We start from the raw sequence: 18,761 nt of genomic DNA on the forward strand, positions 1-18,761 counted from the left end.
CTTAGCCTTCCATAATTTTTAAGCGGTCTAAATCTAGCGTGTGATGCTTTTTATACCAAGCAATTAACAAGCCTACACCAATCGCAACTTCGCTTGCGGCAACCGCTAAGAGAAAAAATGCAAACATTTGTCCATTTAAATCTCCAAGATACCTACCGACAGCCACAAATCCCACACTCACAGAGCTTAAAATAATCTCTGTTGCAAAAAATAGCATTAGCAAGTTTTTGCGCCTAAGCATTCCAAAAACACCAATTATAAACATAAGGCTTGATAGCATCAAATAATGATTAAGCGTTATCATCACTTTTCTCCTTTAGGTGCTTGTTCATTTAAAGTTAGTGAATAGTTCATTCCCTTACCTGCTAGCACAATCCCAGCAATCATTGCCACAAGCAGCATAACCGCTGCAATCTCAAAAGGAATCAAAAACTTAGTAAAAAGCACATAACCCACCATTTGCACATTTCCAATTTCCTCTTTTATCGGCGTTGTTGCTTGCAAACTTGCAAGATTTTCTGCAATCACAGGGGCCACTACAATTAACACAAGTAACAAAGCCCCCATACCACTTAAGAAAAAGAGCATTTTAGGGCTTTGCACCTTCTCATTTTCTAGCTTTTGCGCATCAAAAAACATCATCGCAAAGGCATAAAGCGCGATTACAGCTCCTGTATAAACCACAATTTGCACTACACCCAAAAATTCAGCTCCCAACAAAAAGAAAAAAGCCGAAACAAACATCATTCCAGCAGCAAGCGCACTTAAAGCATAAAGAATATTTTGCGTGGTTACCACAACCAAAAACATTGCTAAAGTTAAAGCGCAAAAGACATAAAACGCGATTGCTTCAAACATTACTCCGCCTCCATTTTTTGAGATTCCACTTCTTTGGATTCTAAATTTTCAATTTTGGATTCCATATTTTTTTCTAAATACTTTAGCGGTGTTGCTTTAATGCGCCTATCCGCATCCACACTCACACTTCCCACACCATCAAATTCACAATCATTACCACTTAAAACCTTCTCAATAGGCGTTAGCATATCCTTTTTAAGCGCAAAAGAAGCGCGTTGCTCACAAGCATTTTCATATCTCCCTCCGTGAACAATCGCAAGCTCTGGACACACCTCAGCACACAATCCACAATAAATACAACGCCCAAAGTTAATGCTATACTCTGTTACAGCCTTACGCTTATCCTCCCCATAGCTTGTTTCCATCCTAATACAATTTGCCACGCAAATTTTCTCACACAATCCACAGCCAATGCACCGCTCATTCCCACTATCCAGCAAACGCTTTAACTCATGAACTGCACGATAACGCGAACTTAAGGGCAATTTTTCTAAAGGATATTGCACCGTGTGGATTTGCGCCTTACATAACTCTTTAAACACAAGCCAAAGCCCAACAAAAAGCTCACCTTTTAAAGCACGATTCCAAAATCTTACAAATTTTTGCGCTTGTGTTAAAGGCGGAGTTTTTTCAAAAATTTTTACATATCGACTCAATTTCCACCTCCTAAAACTACAATTCCTGTTACAAAAACATTTAAAAGTGCTAGCGGAAATAATACTCTCCAACACAGCCCCATTAATTGATCCGGTCTAATGTGTGGATAAGCTGCCCTAGCCCACATAAATAAAAAGATAAAAAACATTACTTTTAAGAGAATTGCAATTCCACCGGGGATAAACCCTAATGGATTAAATCCACCAAGAAAAATCAAAGACACCACAAAAGAAAGCGAAATCATACTTGCATACTCACCAATAAAAAACATCCCCCAGCGCATTCCCGCATATTCTGTGGCATATCCAGCAACAATTTCTGCTTCATGTTCTAGTAAGTCAAAAGGCGTTCTATTTAACTCTGCATAACCTGCAAATAAAAAGAGCAAAAACGCCAAAGGCTGTGAGAAAATCAGCCAATTTGTAATTCCACCATTTTGGTAATTATTAATATCAATTAAAGAAAGAGATCCTACAAGCATTAAAGGCGCAAGCAAAGATAAGCCCGAAACCACTTCAAAACTAAGAAGTTGCACTGCCGTTCTTGCCGCCCCCAAAAGCGACCACTTACTATTTGCACTAATTCCAGCAAGCAAAGGACCATAAAGCCCAGCCGCTCCAACACCTAGCACAAATAAGATTCCAACATTAATATCAGAAACAATAGGTTGAATCGTGCGCCCAAAGAGTTCAAACTCCGGAAAAAATGGAATCGGAGCCATTGCAATAAACGCCGTTGCTGCTGTAATTGTAGGAGCGATTCTAAAAATCAAGCGATTTGCTCCACTTGGAACAATATCTTCTTTAGTAAAGAGTTTAATCCCATCGGCTAAAATTTGCAACACACCAAAAGGACCAACAATCGTAGGACCTAAACGCCTTTGAAAAAACGCCAAAACCTTGCGTTCTACATAAGTGGTAAATCCTGCAAGAGCCGAAAAAATCAGCACCAAAAGCAAAATTTTAATTAATGTTTCAATCACATAAGCCATCATTTTAAAGCCTTTATAGAAGCATTAACATAGCGTGAGTTTTGGAAGCCACCTTCCATTCCACACACACCAAGCGCGGCAAAATCACCTTGCATTCCACTATCAATGCTTACTACAGAATGCACTATCACTCCATTTAAAAAATCAATCTCCACCTTATCGCCTTGTTCTAACTCAAGCCTTTGTGCATATTCTTTGCTCACTTGTAAGCCATTTTTGGAATCTAAATGCAAAGATGCCAAAGTACTTTTTGAAAAATGTGCCACACTATTGCGCGCATAGAGATTATAAGTTTCTAAGGATTCTAAAGTTATAGGCGCAATCTCTGTGTTTTCGCTAGGATAATCAGCATCCAAAAGATAGCCGCGAATCTCTGTGCCATCGTTTGCAAAACCAAAACCCAAGTCATCATAAGCAATACTTTTAAAGCCTTTAGTTAGAGGTAATTCTTGCGTGTAATCAATGGTATATTCATTCTCTAGCCCTAACGCCCTTGCAATATCATTAAGTTCATATCCATAATAAGGCGTAGCTGGAGCAATCGGCACAACGCGCTTATCCACATTTACCAAACTTCCTTCTTGCTCACTTAAATATGGCATTTGCAAGGCATTCTCTGCTTGAGTACCAATTTTATACTTCCCTTCTACATTATAACCTATACTATATCCTAAGCTTTCTTTATCTAAATTACAGATTAAAGCCACGCCAAGCGCATTTGTCTGTGGCGGCAATAGCATTAACTTTGTTTCACTCAACACCTCAATATAACCTAAAATCTTGGCAATATTGCTTGCATTTCTTGCACTATATACATCAGAACCCACTATTAAAACAGGGCTTCTTGCATCATTTAACACAACTTTGACACTTTCTATTGCTTCTCTTATAGACTCTCCACAATATGCGTATAACTCACTTGTTACCACTTCTATTTCTTCACTAATCTTTTGAATCTCTTCTTTTTCTATGAAGATTGTCTCGCCTTTTTCATCTAAAATCACATTGCCATTCTCATCTAGAGCTTCTTGCTTAATCTTTTTCTTAATCTCTTTTATGAGCGTTTTGGATTCCAACTTTTCGTATTTTTCAATCTGTTTTTTTAAGGATTGTGGCATTTTCTCTCTTGGAATACAAGCACTTGCTAGCAATAATGCAATTGCTTCTTCGCTATCTGGCTTATAAATCCCTTTAATAGGAGTTTTGACGAAGTTATTTAGCGCAATATCTTCCATTGTGTGAAAAGTTGCGAGATTTGCACCCTTATTTTGCTTCATCGCATTATTAATGCTATGCGTTACTACTGGCATATCATAACTCAACGCACCACCAAAGGTAATTACAAGCGTACTTTGTGTGATTTGCTTTTGCGTAACACTTCCTAGATTGCCAGCAACCTTGCTAAAGGAATCCAAAAACTCCTTAAAAGGATACACACTTTCACATACTAATTTATAACCAAACTTTTCCTTGAGTCTTTGTAAAATCAAAGCTTCTTCATTGCTAATATCGCCCGAAAATTTAATACTTTGTGCTTCCTTAAAAGCCGCAAGAGTCTTATTAAAGGCTTCTAAATCTTTTTTAATATGTTGATTATTTGTATCAAAGGCTAAACGACCCGCTGGGCAAAGTGTGGAAAAATTCCAATCACTCACCACACGATACACTTCCTTTTCTCCCCCACCAATTCCTTTCTGCTTTACTTCATAAGTTAAGGCGCAACCATTAGCACAATGCACACAAGTGCTATCAATCTTATCTAACTCCCAAGCATTTGAGCGATATTGAAAATGCCCAATACTAAGCGCACCTACAGGACATACACTCACGCACTCCCCACAATCTCCACACGCATCAGCTTCCACATTATTTAAGCCAATCAGAGATTTCTTAAATTTAGTCCAAACTCCATAAGCGTCCTTTGGCATACTTTCTTTATAAGCTTTATCAGGCATTTCTCCATCATATTTTAAAGCCTTAATGTGTGATTTTCCAATCTTATCTTTACATAGTGTTACACAACGCTCACACACAATACAAAGATTAGGATCATAAACCGCTTTACCCCATTTCCCAAAGGGCTTACAAGTATCTTTTAAAGCATATTTTTGCTCACTTACACCCACATAATGCGTATAATTTTGCAACTCACACTCTCCGCTTTTATCGCAAACTCCGCATTGTAAAGGATGATTCACATCATAAGCTTGCATAATCGCCACACGCTCTTCTTCAATCTCTGGCGTATGCACCACAATCTGCATTCCATCTTTAACCTTCGCATTGCAAGCATACACGCGCTTTCCATCGGCTTCTACCATACACATTTTACATGCAAGTGTAGGAGATGCACAGGAAAGATAACAAATTGCTGGGATAAAAATAGAATTTGCACGCGCAACATTCAAAATACTCTCACCCTCATTACAAGTTACTTCACAACCATCAATGATTACTTTTATTTTTTCCATTACGCCACCTTGCTTAAACTTACAAGTTGATAACAAAAACTATTCTGCAATACTTCCCTTGAAGCCCAAAGAATTCCAACCATCCCTTTCAACATTACATTACATCGCATTTGCGCTAAAACCTCTTGATTGGATTCCAACTTCACCTTAACTTTCGCACCATCTTGCATTTTGCTAACCTTGCAAAATTGTTGAGAAACTTCTAAGACATTTATTTCTTTAGACTCCTTTGGCACATACACAACCAAACCATCATAACTTTTTAAATCCCCCAAAGGCTTAATCTCTTCACGCGATAAAGGAATCCCATTAACTTCGGAATTTAAAAAAACAATTTTTAAATCCCTTAGCGTTACACTAAGTAAGGCTAGGATTTTTGCAATATTGCTTGCATTTTTATGTGTAGCTAAATCTAAGCCAACAACTAGCACCAAACCACGCTCTACATAGCCTTTAACAATCTCTTCTAACTCTTCTTCGGCAAAATTACACTCTGATGCGAGATAACCAACATCAAGCATTTTTACAAACTCTTGCAATGCTTTATCCTTAATTGATTGATTGCTGCAACTCAAACCATAAGCAAGCAACGCAATCACAGCTTCTTCTGACCCTACTTCATAAACAAATTGCGTGAAATTATAAGGATTAAAATGCAAGGGACTTAGCAAAAAAACATTGCTTTTAGATTCCAACTTTTCTAAAACACCTTTGAAACTCTCCACAAATCCTCCAAAAAGTAGAATATCCTGCCCCATATCTAAAACATTCTTTTCACAAGCAATTCCACCATTTTTAAAAAATGTTTGCATTAGCGCATTCATAAGCTAGCCTTTTGTGTTTCTAAATTTTTAGATTCCATATTTTCTTTTCTAACAATAATTGTCCAATCTACTTCATTAAAGCGCAAAGAATTTAAAAGAGTGTCCCCATTTTTTTTCACCATATCAGCACTTTTTTGCACATTTTCAAAATCTCCCACTTCAAATAAAAAAATTCCAACTTCACCTACTTCTAATCCTGTTTGTAAAATCTCCTCCAAACGCCCACAAAAATTACTTTTCAAATGCCGTAAATCAAAGCGTTTCATCTATCAATCTCCCCAAAGACTATGTTTGTATTTCCAATAATTGTTACTACATCTGCCAAATAATGTCCAGGCAATAAATCTTGTAAAACCCCTGTATGAAAAAAGCTAGGCGTTCGCATTTTCACGCGATAAGGATAAGGCTCACCTCTAGAGCAGATAAAAAATCCAAGCTCCCCTTTTGGTGATTCTGTTGGCACATAAATCTCGCCAACAGGCGGTCGCATTCCTTGAGCAACTAAAACAAAATGTTGCATTAAAGAATAATTTTGTGTCATAATCTGTTCTTTTGGCGCAGAAAAATAGCGCGTATTCTCACACATCAAAAGCGTATCTGTATCTTTATATTTATCAATAAGTTGGTGCAAAATCCGAATACTTTGGCGCATTTCTTCCATATACAAAAGATAACGCCCATAACTATCGCAACTCTCACTAACTGGAACATCAAACTCTAACTCATCATAAAGCTCATAAGGCTCTTCTTTTCTAATATCCCAAGCAATCCCACTTCCGCGTAACATTACACCACTCAAGCCCCAACTTTTTGCCATTTGTGCACTCACCACACCCACATTTTCTAAGCGCATTCTCCAAATTCTATTCTCACTCAAAATCCCTTCATAAAGCTCAATCTGACTAGGCAACGCTTCTAAGAATACTTTCAATTTTGCAATCCAATCTTTTGGCAAATCAAGCGGAACTCCACCAATTCTAACACTAGAATGCGTTAAACGCGCTCCACAATAATCTTCAATTAAATCAATAGCAAACTCTCTCTCTCTAAAGCAATATAAAAAAATACTCATAGCCCCCACATCAAGCGCGTGTGTTGCCAGCCAAAAAAGATGCGAGATAATGCGATTTAACTCCAAAAGCATTGTGCGAATCACCTTAGCGCGTCTTGGGACATCAACCCCCAAAAGTCGCTCCACCGCTAAAGCAAACCCATAATTGTTAGAGCTTGCGGCAATATAATCCATTCTATCTGTTGTCGGCAGAAACTCATTGTAAATCATATTTTCTGCCATTTTTTCCATTCCGCGGTGCAAATACCCAACATCGGGCGTGGCTTTAATAACTTTCTCCCCTTCTAGCTCTAAAATCAAGCGCAATTGTCCGTGAGCACTAGGGTGCTGGGGACCAAAATTTACCACCATCACATTATTGCTAATGCGGTCAAAAGCAACATTTTCATAAAAGGGCATTAGTTTATTAGGCTGTTGCATTCTACTTCCTTTCTTTAAGCTCTTTTGTAAATTCTGGTTTTAGTTTTTTCACAAATAGCACACCATCTTCTTCTTGGTACATAATAGGGCATGGCTTTTCTTTATTTTCTTTAACCTTTTCTCCATATCCCACTTCATAGCCTAAATGCGAAAAACGCGTAGAATCATAGCGATCTATGCGCGCAGGATCTCTTTGTTCTGGACCAATAACATCACGATATTCCTTGCCAAAAATAGTATCCACTTCATACCATTGTGCCGCTTCATCACCTTGTAAAGGATAGCTTTTTAAAAGCGGATATCCCACCCAGTCATCAGGCATTAGAATGCGTTTTGGATAAGGGTGATTTAAAGGCAGAATCCCAAACATATCATACATCTCCCTTTCACTCCAATTTGCACTACTAAAAAGAGAGCTAACTGATTCTATTTTTTCTCCCTTTTTTAAAAAAGTTTTAACGCGCAATCGCTTCACTTTTTGCAAAGATAGCAATTGATAAAAAATTTCAAACCCGCCCTTGCTTTCTAAAAAATCCATTGCACTGAGCTCACTTAAAATCTCATAACCCATTGTTTTTAGGGCTTCTAAGGCTCTAAAAATAGAATCTTTTTCCACCCACACCACAAGCATACCGCGTTCAATATAAGATTCCATTATCTTAATTTGCTCTCCTAAAACTTCCACATCAGCGCAATAAATGCTGTCATTTTTCACACTCTCTTTTGGAATACTAGGAGATACATAAAATCTATCTTTATAATTTACCTGCTTTTGCGCATTTTTCTTTGGCTTGTATTCACGCATACACTTCCTTTACACTAAGCGTTTTGGGGCAACTGCACGGCTTGCCTTTTGTTTGCGGATTTTTTGCTGCAATACCATTAGTGCATATTGCAAAGTCTCTGGGCGTGGCGAGCAGCCAGGCAAATAAATATCTACAGGAATAATTCTATCCACTCCTTGCACCGTCGCATAAGTATTAAACATACCGCCTGTATTTGCACAACTTCCCATAGAAATCACCCATTTGGGCTCTGGCATCTGATCATAAAGCCTACGCACAAATTGAGCGTGTTTTTTAGTAACAGTTCCAGCAATAATCATTACATCGCTTTGTCTAGGACTTGCCCTAAAAATCGTACCAAAACGATCAAAATCATAACGACTAGCCCCTGTTGCCATCATCTCAATCGCACAGCACGCAAGCCCATAAGTCATCGCCCACAAAGAATTGCTACGCCCCCAATTTAGAAGCTTATCTACACTTGTTAAAGCAATGGGCAATCCCCCACTTTTAAAATAATCTACTTCATGCTCTGCCATTGCAACGCTCCTTTTCTCCACGCATACACAAATCCAATAAGCAATAAAAAGATAAATAAAATCATCTCAACAAATCCAAACATACCCAAAACCTGGAAATCAACCGCCCAAGGAAACATAAAAATAATCTCTACATCAAACAAAATAAACAACAATGCCATAATATAAAATTGCGAAGAAATGCGATTAGGCTGTTTTGTTGGTGCTAAACCGCATTCATAAGGGGCTAATTTTAATTTTTGATTGTTTTTATTTGCGAGCTTTCTTCCTACAAAACGCGACAAAAAAGTTGTTGCCAAAAACGCTACAAAAGTAAAAACAAAAATCACAAACACACCAAAATAAGGGTGTGCTATATCCAAATGAGACACAACGCTATCCTTCAAATTTTTTGGTTATCTTAGCGTAGTTTTCTTAAAAAAATAATGTTTTAGATTCCATATTCTAAGCATTTAAAAGGATATTGCAAACTTGTAACAATAGCAATAAAGTAAAGTTTTTATTAATCTTTTTAATAAAAATACGAAACTTCCAAGTGATAGGTTTGAACTACACGTATTTTTAGGACTTAAACATTATTAATAGAGCAGAAATATCAGTAAAAAATAACACTTATGCAAAGAAAAAAATCAAGATAAAAGTTAGAATCCAAAATTAAAAAAGGGGTAGATTTGTAACATCTTACAAAGATTCTATGATATGTTTTAGAGAATTGGAATCCAAAAAGGATTCCATATTTTGCATTATTTTACAAATAGCACAGATTGAAGTTGATCTTCTCCATAGATAGGTGCAAGTGTTTTTGCATAAGCTTCTTTCATAAAGCCATTTTCATTAAGCTTTTTAATCTCCAAATTTACCCATTCCAAAAGTGCCTTATCACCTTTTTTAACTGCTGGAGCAATCACATCTTCATTTCCAAGCTTACTAATTGCAACTGCAAAATTAGGATTTTCTTTTGCCCAAGCAAAAAGCAATAAATTATCATGCGCCAGAGCATCACCTCTGCCGTCTTTAAGAGCTAAAAACGCCTCTGTGTTTTGATCAAATTTCACAAGCTCAATTTCTGGGTGATTTTTTGTGAAATAAAAATCTGCCGTTGTGCCTTTATTAACAATCAGCTTTTTGCCCTTTAAATCGGCAACATCTTTAATTGCCCCTTCTTTTGAAACAATACCTAGTGCAACCTTCATATAAGGCGTTGCAAAATCTACAACTTCTGCTCTTTCAGGAGTCTTTGTAAAGTTTGCCATAATCAAATCTACTTTACCACTTTTTAAAAACTCCACACGGCTTGCAGCTTCAACAAGTTCAAACTTCACTTTACTTGCATCACCTAGCAAACTTTTTGCCAACTCCCTTGCAACATATACATCAAAGCCATCATTTTCCCCCTTATCATTTACAAAACCAAAAGGTGGTTTATCACTAAATACACCAATTGTAATCACGCCTTTTTGTTTAATTTTAGCAAGCCTATCTTCACTAGTGCTTTGTGTATTATTTTCACAACCCGCAAAAATACCTGCTACAAAAATTGCTAAAAATATTTTAAAAATTAGGTTTTTCATTAATTTTTCCTTACAAAAATTTTGCATAAAAGCATTGTGATTTTATCACTTGAAGTTTTTAAAAAATATTAAAATTAAAATTATTTTTAAAGATTTTATAAGAAAGATTAAGAATGCTAGAAAAAAATCCCCAAAAATGGGGAAATGAGTTATTTTTTGTTTTTAATGTATTCCATCACTATTGCATATGCTTCATCTTTAAGCTCTAGCTTTTTACGCTTAAGCTCAGAAAGCTCCATATCCGTTGCGTGCTCTCTACCTTCTGTAATATCTTGAATTTTTTGATCTAGATCATTATGCTCATCAAAAATCTTAGCAAAATGTGCATTTTCTTGTTTTAAAACGCTGATTTCATCTCTATACTCGTGTAACATTAGATTCTCCTTTTGGATAAATTAATCTCGGGATTATAGACAAACTTGCCTTAATTCTTGCAATTCTTTTAAAATTTAAGTGCGATAATCTGCATTAATTTTTACATACTCATAGCCTAAATCGCAGCCATAAGCAGTAAATGAACCCTCAGCAACCCCAAGCTCACAAGTAATTTTAAAGGAATCTTGCTTTAAAATCTCTGCAGCTTTTTGCTCATTCTCTTTATCAAAATAAATCACACCTTTTTTATAAACACACACATCACCAAAATAAATTTCTAACTTTTTTGAATCGCAAAAAATCCCACTTGCGCCAATAGTTGAAGCAATTCTCCCCCAATTTGGATCACAACCAAAAAGCGCAGTTTTCACAAGCAATGATTGGCTAAGTGCCTTTGCGCATTTTTGTGCCTCTAAATCATCCTTTGCTCCATTAACTTCAAAAGCGACAAGCTTTGTAGCTCCCTCTCCATCGCGTGTAATATCCATAGCAAGTTTATGCATAACTTTTTCTAACGCAAATAAAAATGCTTCCCTTTCATATGCACCACTTTTGCCATTGCTTAAAAGTAGAATTGAATCATTTGTGGAAGTATCCCCATCTACACTAATGGCGTTAAATGTGGAATCTGCAGCCTTTAAAAGTAACTCTTTCATATCGCTTTTTGGAACATCTGCATCAGTTGTAATAAAACACAGCATCGTAGCAAGGCTTGGATTTATCATTCCAGCCCCCTTACACATTGCGCCAATTTTAAAGCTTGCTTTATCATCAAGCACCACTTCAAAAGCGATCGTTTTCTCAAACCTATCTGTTGTCAAAATTGCATTTGAAGCATTTTTATGATTTTTTTGACTTAAATCAAACTTACTAAAACTTGCTACAATCTTTTCTTTAGGAAGTTGCACGCCAATTACGCCAGTAGAACTCATAATGGGATTTTGGATTCCATTAAAGCGACTTTGTAGCTCCCCTAGCACTTCTTTAACATTCTCTATGCCTTCATTGCCTGTTAGAGCGTTTGCATTTTTGGCATTAATTAGCACAAAATTTGTCTTAAAATCCTTTGGATAGCTTTGAAAATGCACAATCGGAGCTGCGCAAAACTTATTTTGCGTAAAAACCCCTTCAACTTCGCATAAAGAATCTGCATAAATAAATGCCACATCAAGCCCACAATCTTTCTTTAATCCCGCACTCACACCATCACAATAAAACCCTTGTGGCGCAACAATACCCCCATCAATTGGAAACACACTAAACATATTTTAACTCCTCTGGTTTGTCTTTCTTAGACACTAATTGTTTGATCAAACGCACTCCATGCGAAGTTCCAATAACTAGTAATTTACACTCACTTGTTACTAAAGCATCTCCATTTGGCATCGAAATAAACTTCCCATCTTTTTGTGTAATCCCCACAACAGAAGTTTGCGTAATTTCACGCAAATGCGCTTCTTTAAGTTTCTTTAAAACAAGCCAAGAATAACGCGGCACAACGATTTCTTCTAAATCAAGCGGAGTATCTTTTTGGTAAGCAAATCGCTCTAGCAAATTCTCCATATCTGGACGCGTTGCCATTGCATTAACTCTTTGCGCAAAGAGTTTTGCAGGTGACACCACACAATCTGCACCTAGCTTTTTTAGTTTTTCTTCATCTTCATTTGTATTTGCATTACCGATAATAAAATAAGGCTTTCTCCCAAGCTCTCTTTCATACAAACGCACAGAAGCAATTTGTGCGATATTATCTGCAATGCTATTTGAAAGCGTAATAACTCCTCTAGCGCTTGATAAATGGCATTTCAACATTGCAATCTCCGTATGCGGATCTTCATTGATAAAAAATGGGTAGCGATATTTTTGCGCAATATCCTCTAAAGCTTCGTTATTATCCACCACCACAAAGGGAATATGCGCTTCTCTAAATTGCTGAGAGAGCTGGATTGTGTATTCGTTATGATAACAAATAATAAAATGGTTTTTCAAACGCGCAATTCTATAAATCATATTGCGTTCCTTAATAATTGGAATAAGCTTACCTCTATTTAAAACATCAATCACACTAATTACACAAAAGCTAAGAACCGCTGAACCTGCCATCATTACAAGAGCGGTGTAAAACACATCTAGCCCATCAAATTCATCTTCTTTTAATGCGCCAAAACCTGTTGTTGTAAAAGTATAAGAAGCCTGAAAGAATGCATCAATTAAGCTATAATCTGTAACAACAACATAACCTAATGTGCTAAGAAGTAAGCCTGCAAAAAGCAGTAAAAAAGGTGCTCGGAAAGGCTTTAATTGCTCATAGAGCAACCCAGACATATCAATATCTGGCTTTTGTGTTCCTTCCCAGTGAAGAAAATTTTTGAGCTTATTAAAAGCCACAGCCCAACCCTAACAAGGATTAAGAGCGTTTCTTCATCGTGCGTAGCGTAGAAGCAGCAATTCTAACTTTCATTGTTCTGCCATCTTCTAACTTGATTCTTACCGTTCTTAAATTTGGCAAAGTTCTCTTTTTTGTCTTGTTATTTGCGTGGCTTACATTATTGCCAACCATTGGACCTTTGCCTGTAAAAAAACATTTTCTTGCCATTTTTTATCCTTCAAATATTACTTTAAAATTTGTGATTCTATCTAAAGCTAGATAATAGAAAGTTTAAATCAATCAAGCTTTTCTTTAATCTCTTGCACAATATGGAATCCGTGATTTAACGCTGCTGCAATAGAACCGCCATTTTTATACAAAATATCCCCTGCAATATAGATTCCTTCAACAGAGCTATGATGATTTTCATCAGTTATTGGCACACCATCGCTATCAAGTGCGATTCCACATTTGCGTAAAAAATCTACTGGTGCCATTCCGCCAATTGCATAAATTACTCTATCAAATACTAAGCTTGTAGAATCTGTAAAATTCACTTTTACCTTGCCATTTTCATCCTCTAAACTCTCAATATCCACGCCAAGTTTTGGAGTGATTTTGCCACTCTCAAAGCATTGTGTTAAATTCTCTTGATTGGTTTCATTAATGCGCGAAAACTCACTTCTACGATAATTTAGTGTTACAGGACTATTTTCACTTAACACACAAGCATATTCCACAGCGGAATTTCCGCCCCCAACAACTAGGATATTCTCCCCATCTACACAGCTATTTGCATTAAAATTTACCACCGATTTAATACTGCTAGGAATTGGATAGCTAGGCTTATTTGGTTGTCCCATTTTACCAATGGAGATAATGATAAACTTTGCCTTTATTATAAGATTATTTGTTGTGTGAATCACAAAATAATCACCCTCTTTAATAATGGATTCCACCTCTGTTTTAAACCTTGCATCAACACCATTTTCTTGGATTATCTTATCAAACAAATCTAGCGTGCTTTCCTTTGTTCCATCACAAAAATAAATGTTTCCGTTTAATTCAATTTTTTGCCCTTTATAGTCCTTATCTACACGCTTTTTATCTTTATAAAATTTACGGATTGTCGTAGAATGCCCTTCACCCTTTTCAAATAAAATCACATCTTTAATTCCAAGAATCAGCGATTCCACCGCCGAGGCAATTCCACCCGGACCACCACCAATAATTGCTATTTCATACATTTCTTTCATTTTTATCCTTTATTTCTTGATTTACTCTATGGCGCAAGTCTTCTTCGCTATCAAACAAAACGCCTTGCATCATTTTCTTCTCATCATCAAACTGCCCATTTTTCAAACCCCACAAAAATGCAATAAGCCCAATTAATCCAATCACAATAGAAGTCGCAAGCATCACTGCAACCATTGTAGTATTCATTTTAATCCTTTAAAAATGGTAATAAGACTTCAATTTGCAACCCCATTGCATTGTGCGTTGAACCAATTTGTTGTTTTATGAAGTTTTTATGAAATCCTTCCACCATTACAGCCCCAGCCTTGCCCCGCCAAAGCCCACTTTGCAAATATGATTCCATTACTTCTTTATTAAAATGATCCAACACATAGTGTGTGGCACTTAAATCTATACAATAGAACGCTTCAGAGTGCAAAATCGCACAACTTAACACACTTAAAACTCCTCCACTTTGCGCCTTTAAAAACTCCAATGCTTCTGCTTCACTTTTAGCCTTGCGTTGCAAAACTCCATCACAGCTAACAACGCTATCTACAATAAGTAGAGGAATCTCTAACCCATAACGCTCTAATGCACTTTGGTATTTACCAAGAGCTGCCATATAAGCGAAATCTCTTGGTGATTTAGTCTTTAATTCTAAAATTTCTTCATCAAAACCATTATCACTTACAATAAAAGGGATTCCAAAGTTTCTTAAAATCTCTTGACGCACCTTAGAAGTTGAGCATAAGCGCAACATAAACTCCCTTTAAACTTAAGTAATTTAAGCTAGCATTATAGCTTGTTTAATATTAAAAATGATAATGCTTCTATAAATATAGCCCATCTACTAATCATCTTAATTCTCACTTCTCAATATAAAATCCATAAAATACGCCTGTCCAATGCTAATTCCGCCATCATTGCAAGGGATTTTTTTATTAAGATATACCTTTTTACCTTTAAGCTTTTCTAAAGTAAGTTGCGTTAGAAGCGCGTTTTGAAAGCACCCACCACTTAGCGCAACACAAGGGTAATCTTCTGCGACTTTTGCAATCACGCTAGCAAGAGTAATATGAAATCGTAATGCAATCTCGCACGCTTCTACGCCCAACTCTAACTCTTTGCAAATCCCTCTAATCATCGGCTGATAATTTATCACTCCTTCTTTAATTTCATAAGAATACGCACCTAAATTTTGGGATTCCAACTTTTTAAAAGCCTTTAATGCAAGGGATTCTAGCACCATTCCACCTTCCCCCTCATAACTTGCTTGCAAACACACCCCACACAATGCACTAACACCATCAAAAAGCCTACCCGCGCTATTACAAAGCACTTTTGCGCTTTCTTTTAGGTTATAAAAAATCTCTAAATGCTCTTTTGAAAACTCCCTAAACAAAGGTAAATCAAGCTCTTTATGCCCTTCCTTAAAGCTCTCAAAAACTAAAGATAACCCAAGTCGCTTAATCTCTTTAATCGCCTTTTCTCCCCCTAAAAGCGTAAAATCATCAAAATGCGCCACGCGTTTAAACTCTAAGGGCATTTTTGGATTCCAACTTAAAAACTCGCCTCCCCAAATTTTACCATTCTCCCCATATCCTGTGCCATCAAAAATCACGCCAAGCACAGGCTCATTAATCTCATTTTCAGTAATGTTTGAGAGCAGATGTGCGAAGTGGTGTTGCACACGCTGCGCTTTATTTGAACCTTCAATAAACTCCCTTTGTGTGTAATTTGGATGCAAATCTAGCACAAAATCCTTAAGCGCGCTTTGGTATCGCTCAATAAAAAGCTTTTGCGTGTTTAAAAAATTCTCCACACTTGCAACGCTATCTAAATCCCCTAAATGCGGACTAAGTAGAACTCTATCTTGTGTTTTTAGGCAAAAAGTTGCCTTTTGTTGCGCTCCTAGTGCTAGAAAATCTTGCTTGCTTTTAAAAGGCAGATTTAAATCGCATAAAAATCCACGAGCACGGCGTAAAACTTGCATTTGCTCCTTACCATTGTATAAAATTGTGCGAACCAAACTATCATCAATAGGATTTAAAATCTCTCTATCATACAACAGCACGCCATCACACACATCCCCTAAATTCTCTACAATTCCAGAAAAATCCTTAATAATCGGCTCTCCACTTAAATTTGCACTTGTAAAAATCAATGGAAAATCAATGGCTTCAAAAAGCAAATAATGCAAGGGCGCATAGGGTAAAATCACTCCTAAAGTTTCAAGGTTTGGGGCGATAACAGAGTGCGGCAAAGGAGATTTATCCTTAAAATCACACAATAAAATTGGAGCAATGTTTGAATCTAAAATCTCCTTTTGAAATGCGCTTAAATGCACATAAGATTCTGCCATTTTTAAGTCTTTACACATTAAAGCAAAAGGCTTTCTAGGACGATTTTTGCGCATTCTTAATACCATAATTGCTTCTGTGTTTAAGCCATTACACACAAGTGCGTAACCGCCAATTCCTTTAACGGCTAAAATTTTTCCTTGTTTTAAAAATTCCACAGCTTTATCTAATGGATTTTGAGTAAATTCTTTTATAAATTTTTGACACAAAGCAAAATCACTCTGTGAAATCTCTAATTCCTTAAAAAAGCCCAAATTCCCTGTAAAAAAAAGTTTTGGACCACATTTCTCACAGCAATTAATTTCAGAATGAAACCGCCTAGAGTCAGGATTTTCATATTCTTCTAAACACTCTTTACACATTCTAAATTGCGCCATTGCCGTGCTTTTTCTATCATAAGGTAAAGCGTGAATTAAGCTATATCTCCCTCCACAATTTGTGCAACTAATAAAGGGATAATGAAAGCGACGATTTTTAGGATTCCACATTTCTTCTAAGCATTCTTTACACAACGCAATATCCGCTGGGACAACCGCATTTAAAGCACTCTCTTGCGTACTTTGTAAAATCTTAAAATCCAAAAAAGATTCCGTCTTTTTACTCTCTGTTTTAGTGATTTTTGTGATTTTTGCAACCTTAGGCGGAGTTTGTAAAGCCTTCTCAAAGCATTCTAACGCCTCATTTGTGCCTTGTGCTAAGATTGTTACGCCAGAAGTTGTGTTGCGCACATAACCAACAATCCCACATTTCTTAGCAATTTTATACACAAAAGGACGGAATCCAACGCCCTGCACAACGCCTTCTAACGCATAAGTTACACACAAATCCTTTAACATTTCAAACTCTCTTTATAGATTAAAGTATAAAATTTTAAAATATTTTTGATTAGGATTTACCAAATGTTTCACGGAATCTACGCCATCAGCGACACAAGGTTAACCCCCTACCACGCTCTAAAAGATATGCTAAAACAAGCAATCAGAGGTGGAATCACACTTTTTCAACTCCGCGATAAAAACACTCCAGATTCCACCCTAGCCCCCTTGTGCCTGCCTTTAATGGATCTTTGCCACTTGCATCAAATACCCTTTATCCTAAATGATCGCATAGAACTTGCAATATCCTTGCAAACTCAAGGCTTACACATCGGCAAAAAACAAGATAATACCCCCTATAACCTTGATGAACTCAGACAAATCCGCACTAAATTTCAAGGAATCTTAGGAATCTCTTGTTATGGTGATTTAACTTTAGCTAAAAACGCAAAGCTTATAGGCGCAGATTATATCGCCTTTGGATCGTGTTTTAAATCCACTACTAAACCCAGCGCAAAAACGATTCCACTTGATATTTTCACGCAAGCCAAACCACTAAACATTCCAATGTGTGCCATAGGTGGCATCCAAAAAGACAATATTGCACAACTAAAAAACGCTCAAATGGCAGCCTGTATTAGTAGTATTTGGCAAAATGACATTCCAAGCAATGTCAAAGAACTTCTAAAAAACTTTAAACAAGGATAACAATGGATTTAGATGCATTAAGACAAGAAATTACTCAAGTCTTACAAACTTTAGAAAAACTCAAAAACATCATCACAATCTTTGGCGGAGCGCGTGTAGATTCCAAACATCAAGCTTATATCAGCACTCAAGAGCTTGCATATACATTAGCTTCACACAATTATTCCATTATGACAGGAGGCGGACCTGGGATTATGGAAGCAGCAAATCGCGGATTAATACAATACAAGCAAGAATCCAAAAGTGATTCCATCTTTTCCATTGGACTAAATATACAACTCCCACTTGAACAAAAAATGAACCCATATGTTGAAATTCCCTTAGAATTTCAAAACTTCTTTAGCAGAAAACTTGTTTTTAGCTACAATTCTACAGCTTTTATTGTGGCAATGGGCGGCTATGGTACACTTGATGAACTAAGTGAGGTTTTGGTGCAAATCTCTACAGGCAAGCAAAAAAAGATTCCAATTATTCTTTATGGAAAAGATTACTGGAGCGGATTTTTAACTTGGCTAGAAACCACGCCTTTAAAGAAAGCTTCCATTACAAAGGCTGAGTTAGAACTTCTTACCATAGCTGATTCCCCAAATGAAGTCTTAGAGATTTTAAAACGATTTAAAAAATCGGATTCCCTACTCCATACATCATAAAAAGCACCATAAATGCAGCAAATATACCTAAAAGCAATGGAAGAAACTTTGCCATATA

22 protein-coding genes are annotated in these 18,761 nt (G+C 36.7%); 2 read left to right on the plus strand and 20 right to left on the minus strand.

Going from position 1 to position 18,761, the window contains the following annotated elements; all coding sequences use genetic code 11:
- Position 1: 1 nt before the first annotated feature.
- The 20 genes from nuoK to hypF all read right to left on the minus strand — a co-directional run bounded on the left by nuoK (position 2) and on the right by hypF (position 17,366).
- Positions 2-304 carry an NADH-quinone oxidoreductase subunit NuoK gene (gene nuoK, locus IP358_RS05315; protein WP_006802550.1) on the minus strand — a complete coding sequence of 101 codons (303 nt, stop codon included), beginning with the start codon at positions 302-304 and terminating at the stop codon, positions 2-4.
- Entirely contained in the window at positions 304-858 is a 555-nt protein-coding gene (locus IP358_RS05320) for an NADH-quinone oxidoreductase subunit J (protein WP_006802551.1), read from the minus strand. Before IP358_RS05320 ends, nuoK begins: the two co-directional genes overlap by 1 nt.
- Positions 858-1,514, minus strand: coding sequence for an NADH-quinone oxidoreductase subunit NuoI (gene nuoI / locus IP358_RS05325; protein ID WP_006802552.1), 657 nt, complete (start codon positions 1,512-1,514; stop codon positions 858-860). The genes IP358_RS05320 and nuoI overlap by 1 nt, the downstream gene beginning before the upstream one ends.
- Entirely contained in the window at positions 1,511-2,509 is a 999-nt protein-coding gene (nuoH, locus tag IP358_RS05330) for an NADH-quinone oxidoreductase subunit NuoH (RefSeq protein WP_040498515.1), read from the minus strand. The genes nuoI and nuoH overlap by 4 nt, the downstream gene beginning before the upstream one ends.
- Positions 2,506-4,977, minus strand: coding sequence for an NADH-quinone oxidoreductase subunit G (locus IP358_RS05335; RefSeq protein ID WP_006802554.1), 2,472 nt, complete (start codon positions 4,975-4,977; stop codon positions 2,506-2,508). The genes nuoH and IP358_RS05335 overlap by 4 nt, the downstream gene beginning before the upstream one ends.
- Complete coding sequence (locus tag IP358_RS05340) at positions 4,977-5,801, minus strand: hypothetical protein (RefSeq protein WP_006802555.1); 825 nt, start codon at positions 5,799-5,801, stop codon at positions 4,977-4,979. The genes IP358_RS05335 and IP358_RS05340 overlap by 1 nt, the downstream gene beginning before the upstream one ends.
- Entirely contained in the window at positions 5,798-6,067 is a 270-nt protein-coding gene (locus IP358_RS05345; RefSeq protein WP_006802556.1) for an NADH-ubiquinone oxidoreductase subunit E family protein, read from the minus strand. The genes IP358_RS05340 and IP358_RS05345 overlap by 4 nt, the downstream gene beginning before the upstream one ends.
- Positions 6,064-7,293 carry an NADH dehydrogenase (quinone) subunit D gene (gene nuoD, locus IP358_RS05350; protein ID WP_006802557.1) on the minus strand — a complete coding sequence of 410 codons (1,230 nt, stop codon included), beginning with the start codon at positions 7,291-7,293 and terminating at the stop codon, positions 6,064-6,066. The genes IP358_RS05345 and nuoD overlap by 4 nt, the downstream gene beginning before the upstream one ends.
- A 1-nt stretch (position 7,294) precedes the next feature.
- Positions 7,295-8,098, minus strand: coding sequence for an NADH-quinone oxidoreductase subunit C (locus IP358_RS05355; RefSeq protein ID WP_006802558.1), 804 nt, complete (start codon positions 8,096-8,098; stop codon positions 7,295-7,297).
- A gap of 9 nt (positions 8,099-8,107) precedes the next feature.
- A complete protein-coding gene (locus tag IP358_RS05360) occupies positions 8,108-8,617 on the minus strand; it encodes a NuoB/complex I 20 kDa subunit family protein (RefSeq protein WP_040498517.1) in 510 nt (169 codons plus the stop codon).
- Positions 8,599-8,988, minus strand: coding sequence for an NAD(P)H-quinone oxidoreductase subunit 3 (locus tag IP358_RS05365; RefSeq protein WP_006802560.1), 390 nt, complete (start codon positions 8,986-8,988; stop codon positions 8,599-8,601). The genes IP358_RS05360 and IP358_RS05365 overlap by 19 nt, the downstream gene beginning before the upstream one ends.
- Positions 8,989-9,360: 372 nt before the next feature.
- Positions 9,361-10,188, minus strand: a complete 828-nt coding sequence (locus IP358_RS05370; RefSeq protein WP_040498518.1) for a cysteine ABC transporter substrate-binding protein — start codon at positions 10,186-10,188, stop codon at positions 9,361-9,363.
- Between the two features lie 149 nt (positions 10,189-10,337).
- Positions 10,338-10,562 (minus strand): YdcH family protein, encoded by a 225-nt coding sequence (locus IP358_RS05375; RefSeq protein WP_006802562.1) that lies wholly within the window; start codon positions 10,560-10,562, stop codon positions 10,338-10,340.
- 75 nt (positions 10,563-10,637) lie between these two features.
- Positions 10,638-11,828 (minus strand): bifunctional glutamate N-acetyltransferase/amino-acid acetyltransferase ArgJ, encoded by a 1,191-nt coding sequence (argJ, locus tag IP358_RS05380; protein ID WP_006802563.1) that lies wholly within the window; start codon positions 11,826-11,828, stop codon positions 10,638-10,640.
- The gene (locus IP358_RS05385; RefSeq protein ID WP_006802564.1) at positions 11,821-12,951 is read right to left on the minus strand and encodes a potassium channel family protein; all 1,131 of its coding nucleotides are present in this window, start codon (positions 12,949-12,951) and stop codon (positions 11,821-11,823) included. Before IP358_RS05385 ends, argJ begins: the two co-directional genes overlap by 8 nt.
- 19 nt (positions 12,952-12,970) lie before the next feature.
- A complete protein-coding gene (gene rpmB / locus IP358_RS05390; RefSeq protein WP_006802565.1) occupies positions 12,971-13,159 on the minus strand; it encodes a 50S ribosomal protein L28 in 189 nt (62 codons plus the stop codon).
- Positions 13,160-13,227: 68 nt separating this feature from the next.
- Positions 13,228-14,187 carry an NAD(P)-binding domain-containing protein gene (locus IP358_RS05395; RefSeq protein WP_006802566.1) on the minus strand — a complete coding sequence of 320 codons (960 nt, stop codon included), beginning with the start codon at positions 14,185-14,187 and terminating at the stop codon, positions 13,228-13,230.
- Positions 14,171-14,374 carry a cbb3-type cytochrome oxidase assembly protein CcoS gene (gene ccoS / locus IP358_RS05400; protein ID WP_006802567.1) on the minus strand — a complete coding sequence of 68 codons (204 nt, stop codon included), beginning with the start codon at positions 14,372-14,374 and terminating at the stop codon, positions 14,171-14,173. The genes IP358_RS05395 and ccoS overlap by 17 nt, the downstream gene beginning before the upstream one ends.
- 1 nt (position 14,375) lies before the next feature.
- On the minus strand, positions 14,376-14,930 hold the full coding sequence (gene maf, locus IP358_RS05405) for a septum formation inhibitor Maf (RefSeq protein WP_006802568.1): 555 nt from the start codon (positions 14,928-14,930) through the stop codon (positions 14,376-14,378).
- Between the two features lie 99 nt (positions 14,931-15,029).
- Positions 15,030-17,366 (minus strand): carbamoyltransferase HypF, encoded by a 2,337-nt coding sequence (gene hypF / locus IP358_RS05410; RefSeq protein ID WP_006802569.1) that lies wholly within the window; start codon positions 17,364-17,366, stop codon positions 15,030-15,032.
- A gap of 63 nt (positions 17,367-17,429) precedes the next feature.
- Between hypF and IP358_RS05415 the strand changes: the two genes are divergently transcribed.
- A complete protein-coding gene (locus IP358_RS05415) occupies positions 17,430-18,053 on the plus strand; it encodes a thiamine phosphate synthase (protein WP_040498519.1) in 624 nt (207 codons plus the stop codon).
- A gap of 2 nt (positions 18,054-18,055) precedes the next feature.
- Complete coding sequence (locus IP358_RS05420) at positions 18,056-18,703, plus strand: LOG family protein (protein WP_006802571.1); 648 nt, start codon at positions 18,056-18,058, stop codon at positions 18,701-18,703.
- The last annotated feature ends 58 nt before the right edge of the window (positions 18,704-18,761 follow it).

The sequence above is a fragment of the Helicobacter winghamensis ATCC BAA-430 genome (genome assembly GCF_028751035.1).
GTDB classification, from domain to species: domain Bacteria; phylum Campylobacterota; class Campylobacteria; order Campylobacterales; family Helicobacteraceae; genus Helicobacter_D; species Helicobacter_D winghamensis.

What these genes read in the sequence shown, in the direction of transcription:
- nuoK (WP_006802550.1), bottom strand. Translation starts at nt 304, where the DNA reads ATGATAACGCTTAATCATTATTTGATGCTATCAAGCCTTATGTTTATA.
- IP358_RS05320 (WP_006802551.1), bottom strand. Translation starts at nt 858, where the DNA reads ATGTTTGAAGCAATCGCGTTTTATGTCTTTTGCGCTTTAACTTTAGCA.
- nuoH (WP_040498515.1), bottom strand. Translation starts at nt 2,509, where the DNA reads ATGATGGCTTATGTGATTGAAACATTAATTAAAATTTTGCTTTTGGTG.
- IP358_RS05335 (WP_006802554.1), bottom strand. Translation starts at nt 4,977, where the DNA reads ATGGAAAAAATAAAAGTAATCATTGATGGTTGTGAAGTAACTTGTAAT.
- IP358_RS05340 (WP_006802555.1), bottom strand. Translation starts at nt 5,801, where the DNA reads ATGAATGCGCTAATGCAAACATTTTTTAAAAATGGTGGAATTGCTTGT.
- IP358_RS05345 (WP_006802556.1), bottom strand. Translation starts at nt 6,067, where the DNA reads ATGAAACGCTTTGATTTACGGCATTTGAAAAGTAATTTTTGTGGGCGT.
- nuoD (WP_006802557.1), bottom strand. Translation starts at nt 7,293, where the DNA reads ATGCAACAGCCTAATAAACTAATGCCCTTTTATGAAAATGTTGCTTTT.
- IP358_RS05355 (WP_006802558.1), bottom strand. Translation starts at nt 8,098, where the DNA reads ATGCGTGAATACAAGCCAAAGAAAAATGCGCAAAAGCAGGTAAATTAT.
- IP358_RS05360 (WP_040498517.1), bottom strand. Translation starts at nt 8,617, where the DNA reads ATGGCAGAGCATGAAGTAGATTATTTTAAAAGTGGGGGATTGCCCATT.
- IP358_RS05370 (WP_040498518.1), bottom strand. Translation starts at nt 10,188, where the DNA reads ATGAAAAACCTAATTTTTAAAATATTTTTAGCAATTTTTGTAGCAGGT.
- IP358_RS05375 (WP_006802562.1), bottom strand. Translation starts at nt 10,562, where the DNA reads ATGTTACACGAGTATAGAGATGAAATCAGCGTTTTAAAACAAGAAAAT.
- argJ (WP_006802563.1), bottom strand. Translation starts at nt 11,828, where the DNA reads ATGTTTAGTGTGTTTCCAATTGATGGGGGTATTGTTGCGCCACAAGGG.
- rpmB (WP_006802565.1), bottom strand. Translation starts at nt 13,159, where the DNA reads ATGGCAAGAAAATGTTTTTTTACAGGCAAAGGTCCAATGGTTGGCAAT.
- IP358_RS05395 (WP_006802566.1), bottom strand. Translation starts at nt 14,187, where the DNA reads ATGAAAGAAATGTATGAAATAGCAATTATTGGTGGTGGTCCGGGTGGA.
- ccoS (WP_006802567.1), bottom strand. Translation starts at nt 14,374, where the DNA reads ATGAATACTACAATGGTTGCAGTGATGCTTGCGACTTCTATTGTGATT.
- maf (WP_006802568.1), bottom strand. Translation starts at nt 14,930, where the DNA reads ATGTTGCGCTTATGCTCAACTTCTAAGGTGCGTCAAGAGATTTTAAGA.
- hypF (WP_006802569.1), bottom strand. Translation starts at nt 17,366, where the DNA reads ATGTTAAAGGATTTGTGTGTAACTTATGCGTTAGAAGGCGTTGTGCAG.
- IP358_RS05415 (WP_040498519.1), top strand. Translation starts at nt 17,430, where the DNA reads ATGTTTCACGGAATCTACGCCATCAGCGACACAAGGTTAACCCCCTAC.
- IP358_RS05420 (WP_006802571.1), top strand. Translation starts at nt 18,056, where the DNA reads ATGGATTTAGATGCATTAAGACAAGAAATTACTCAAGTCTTACAAACT.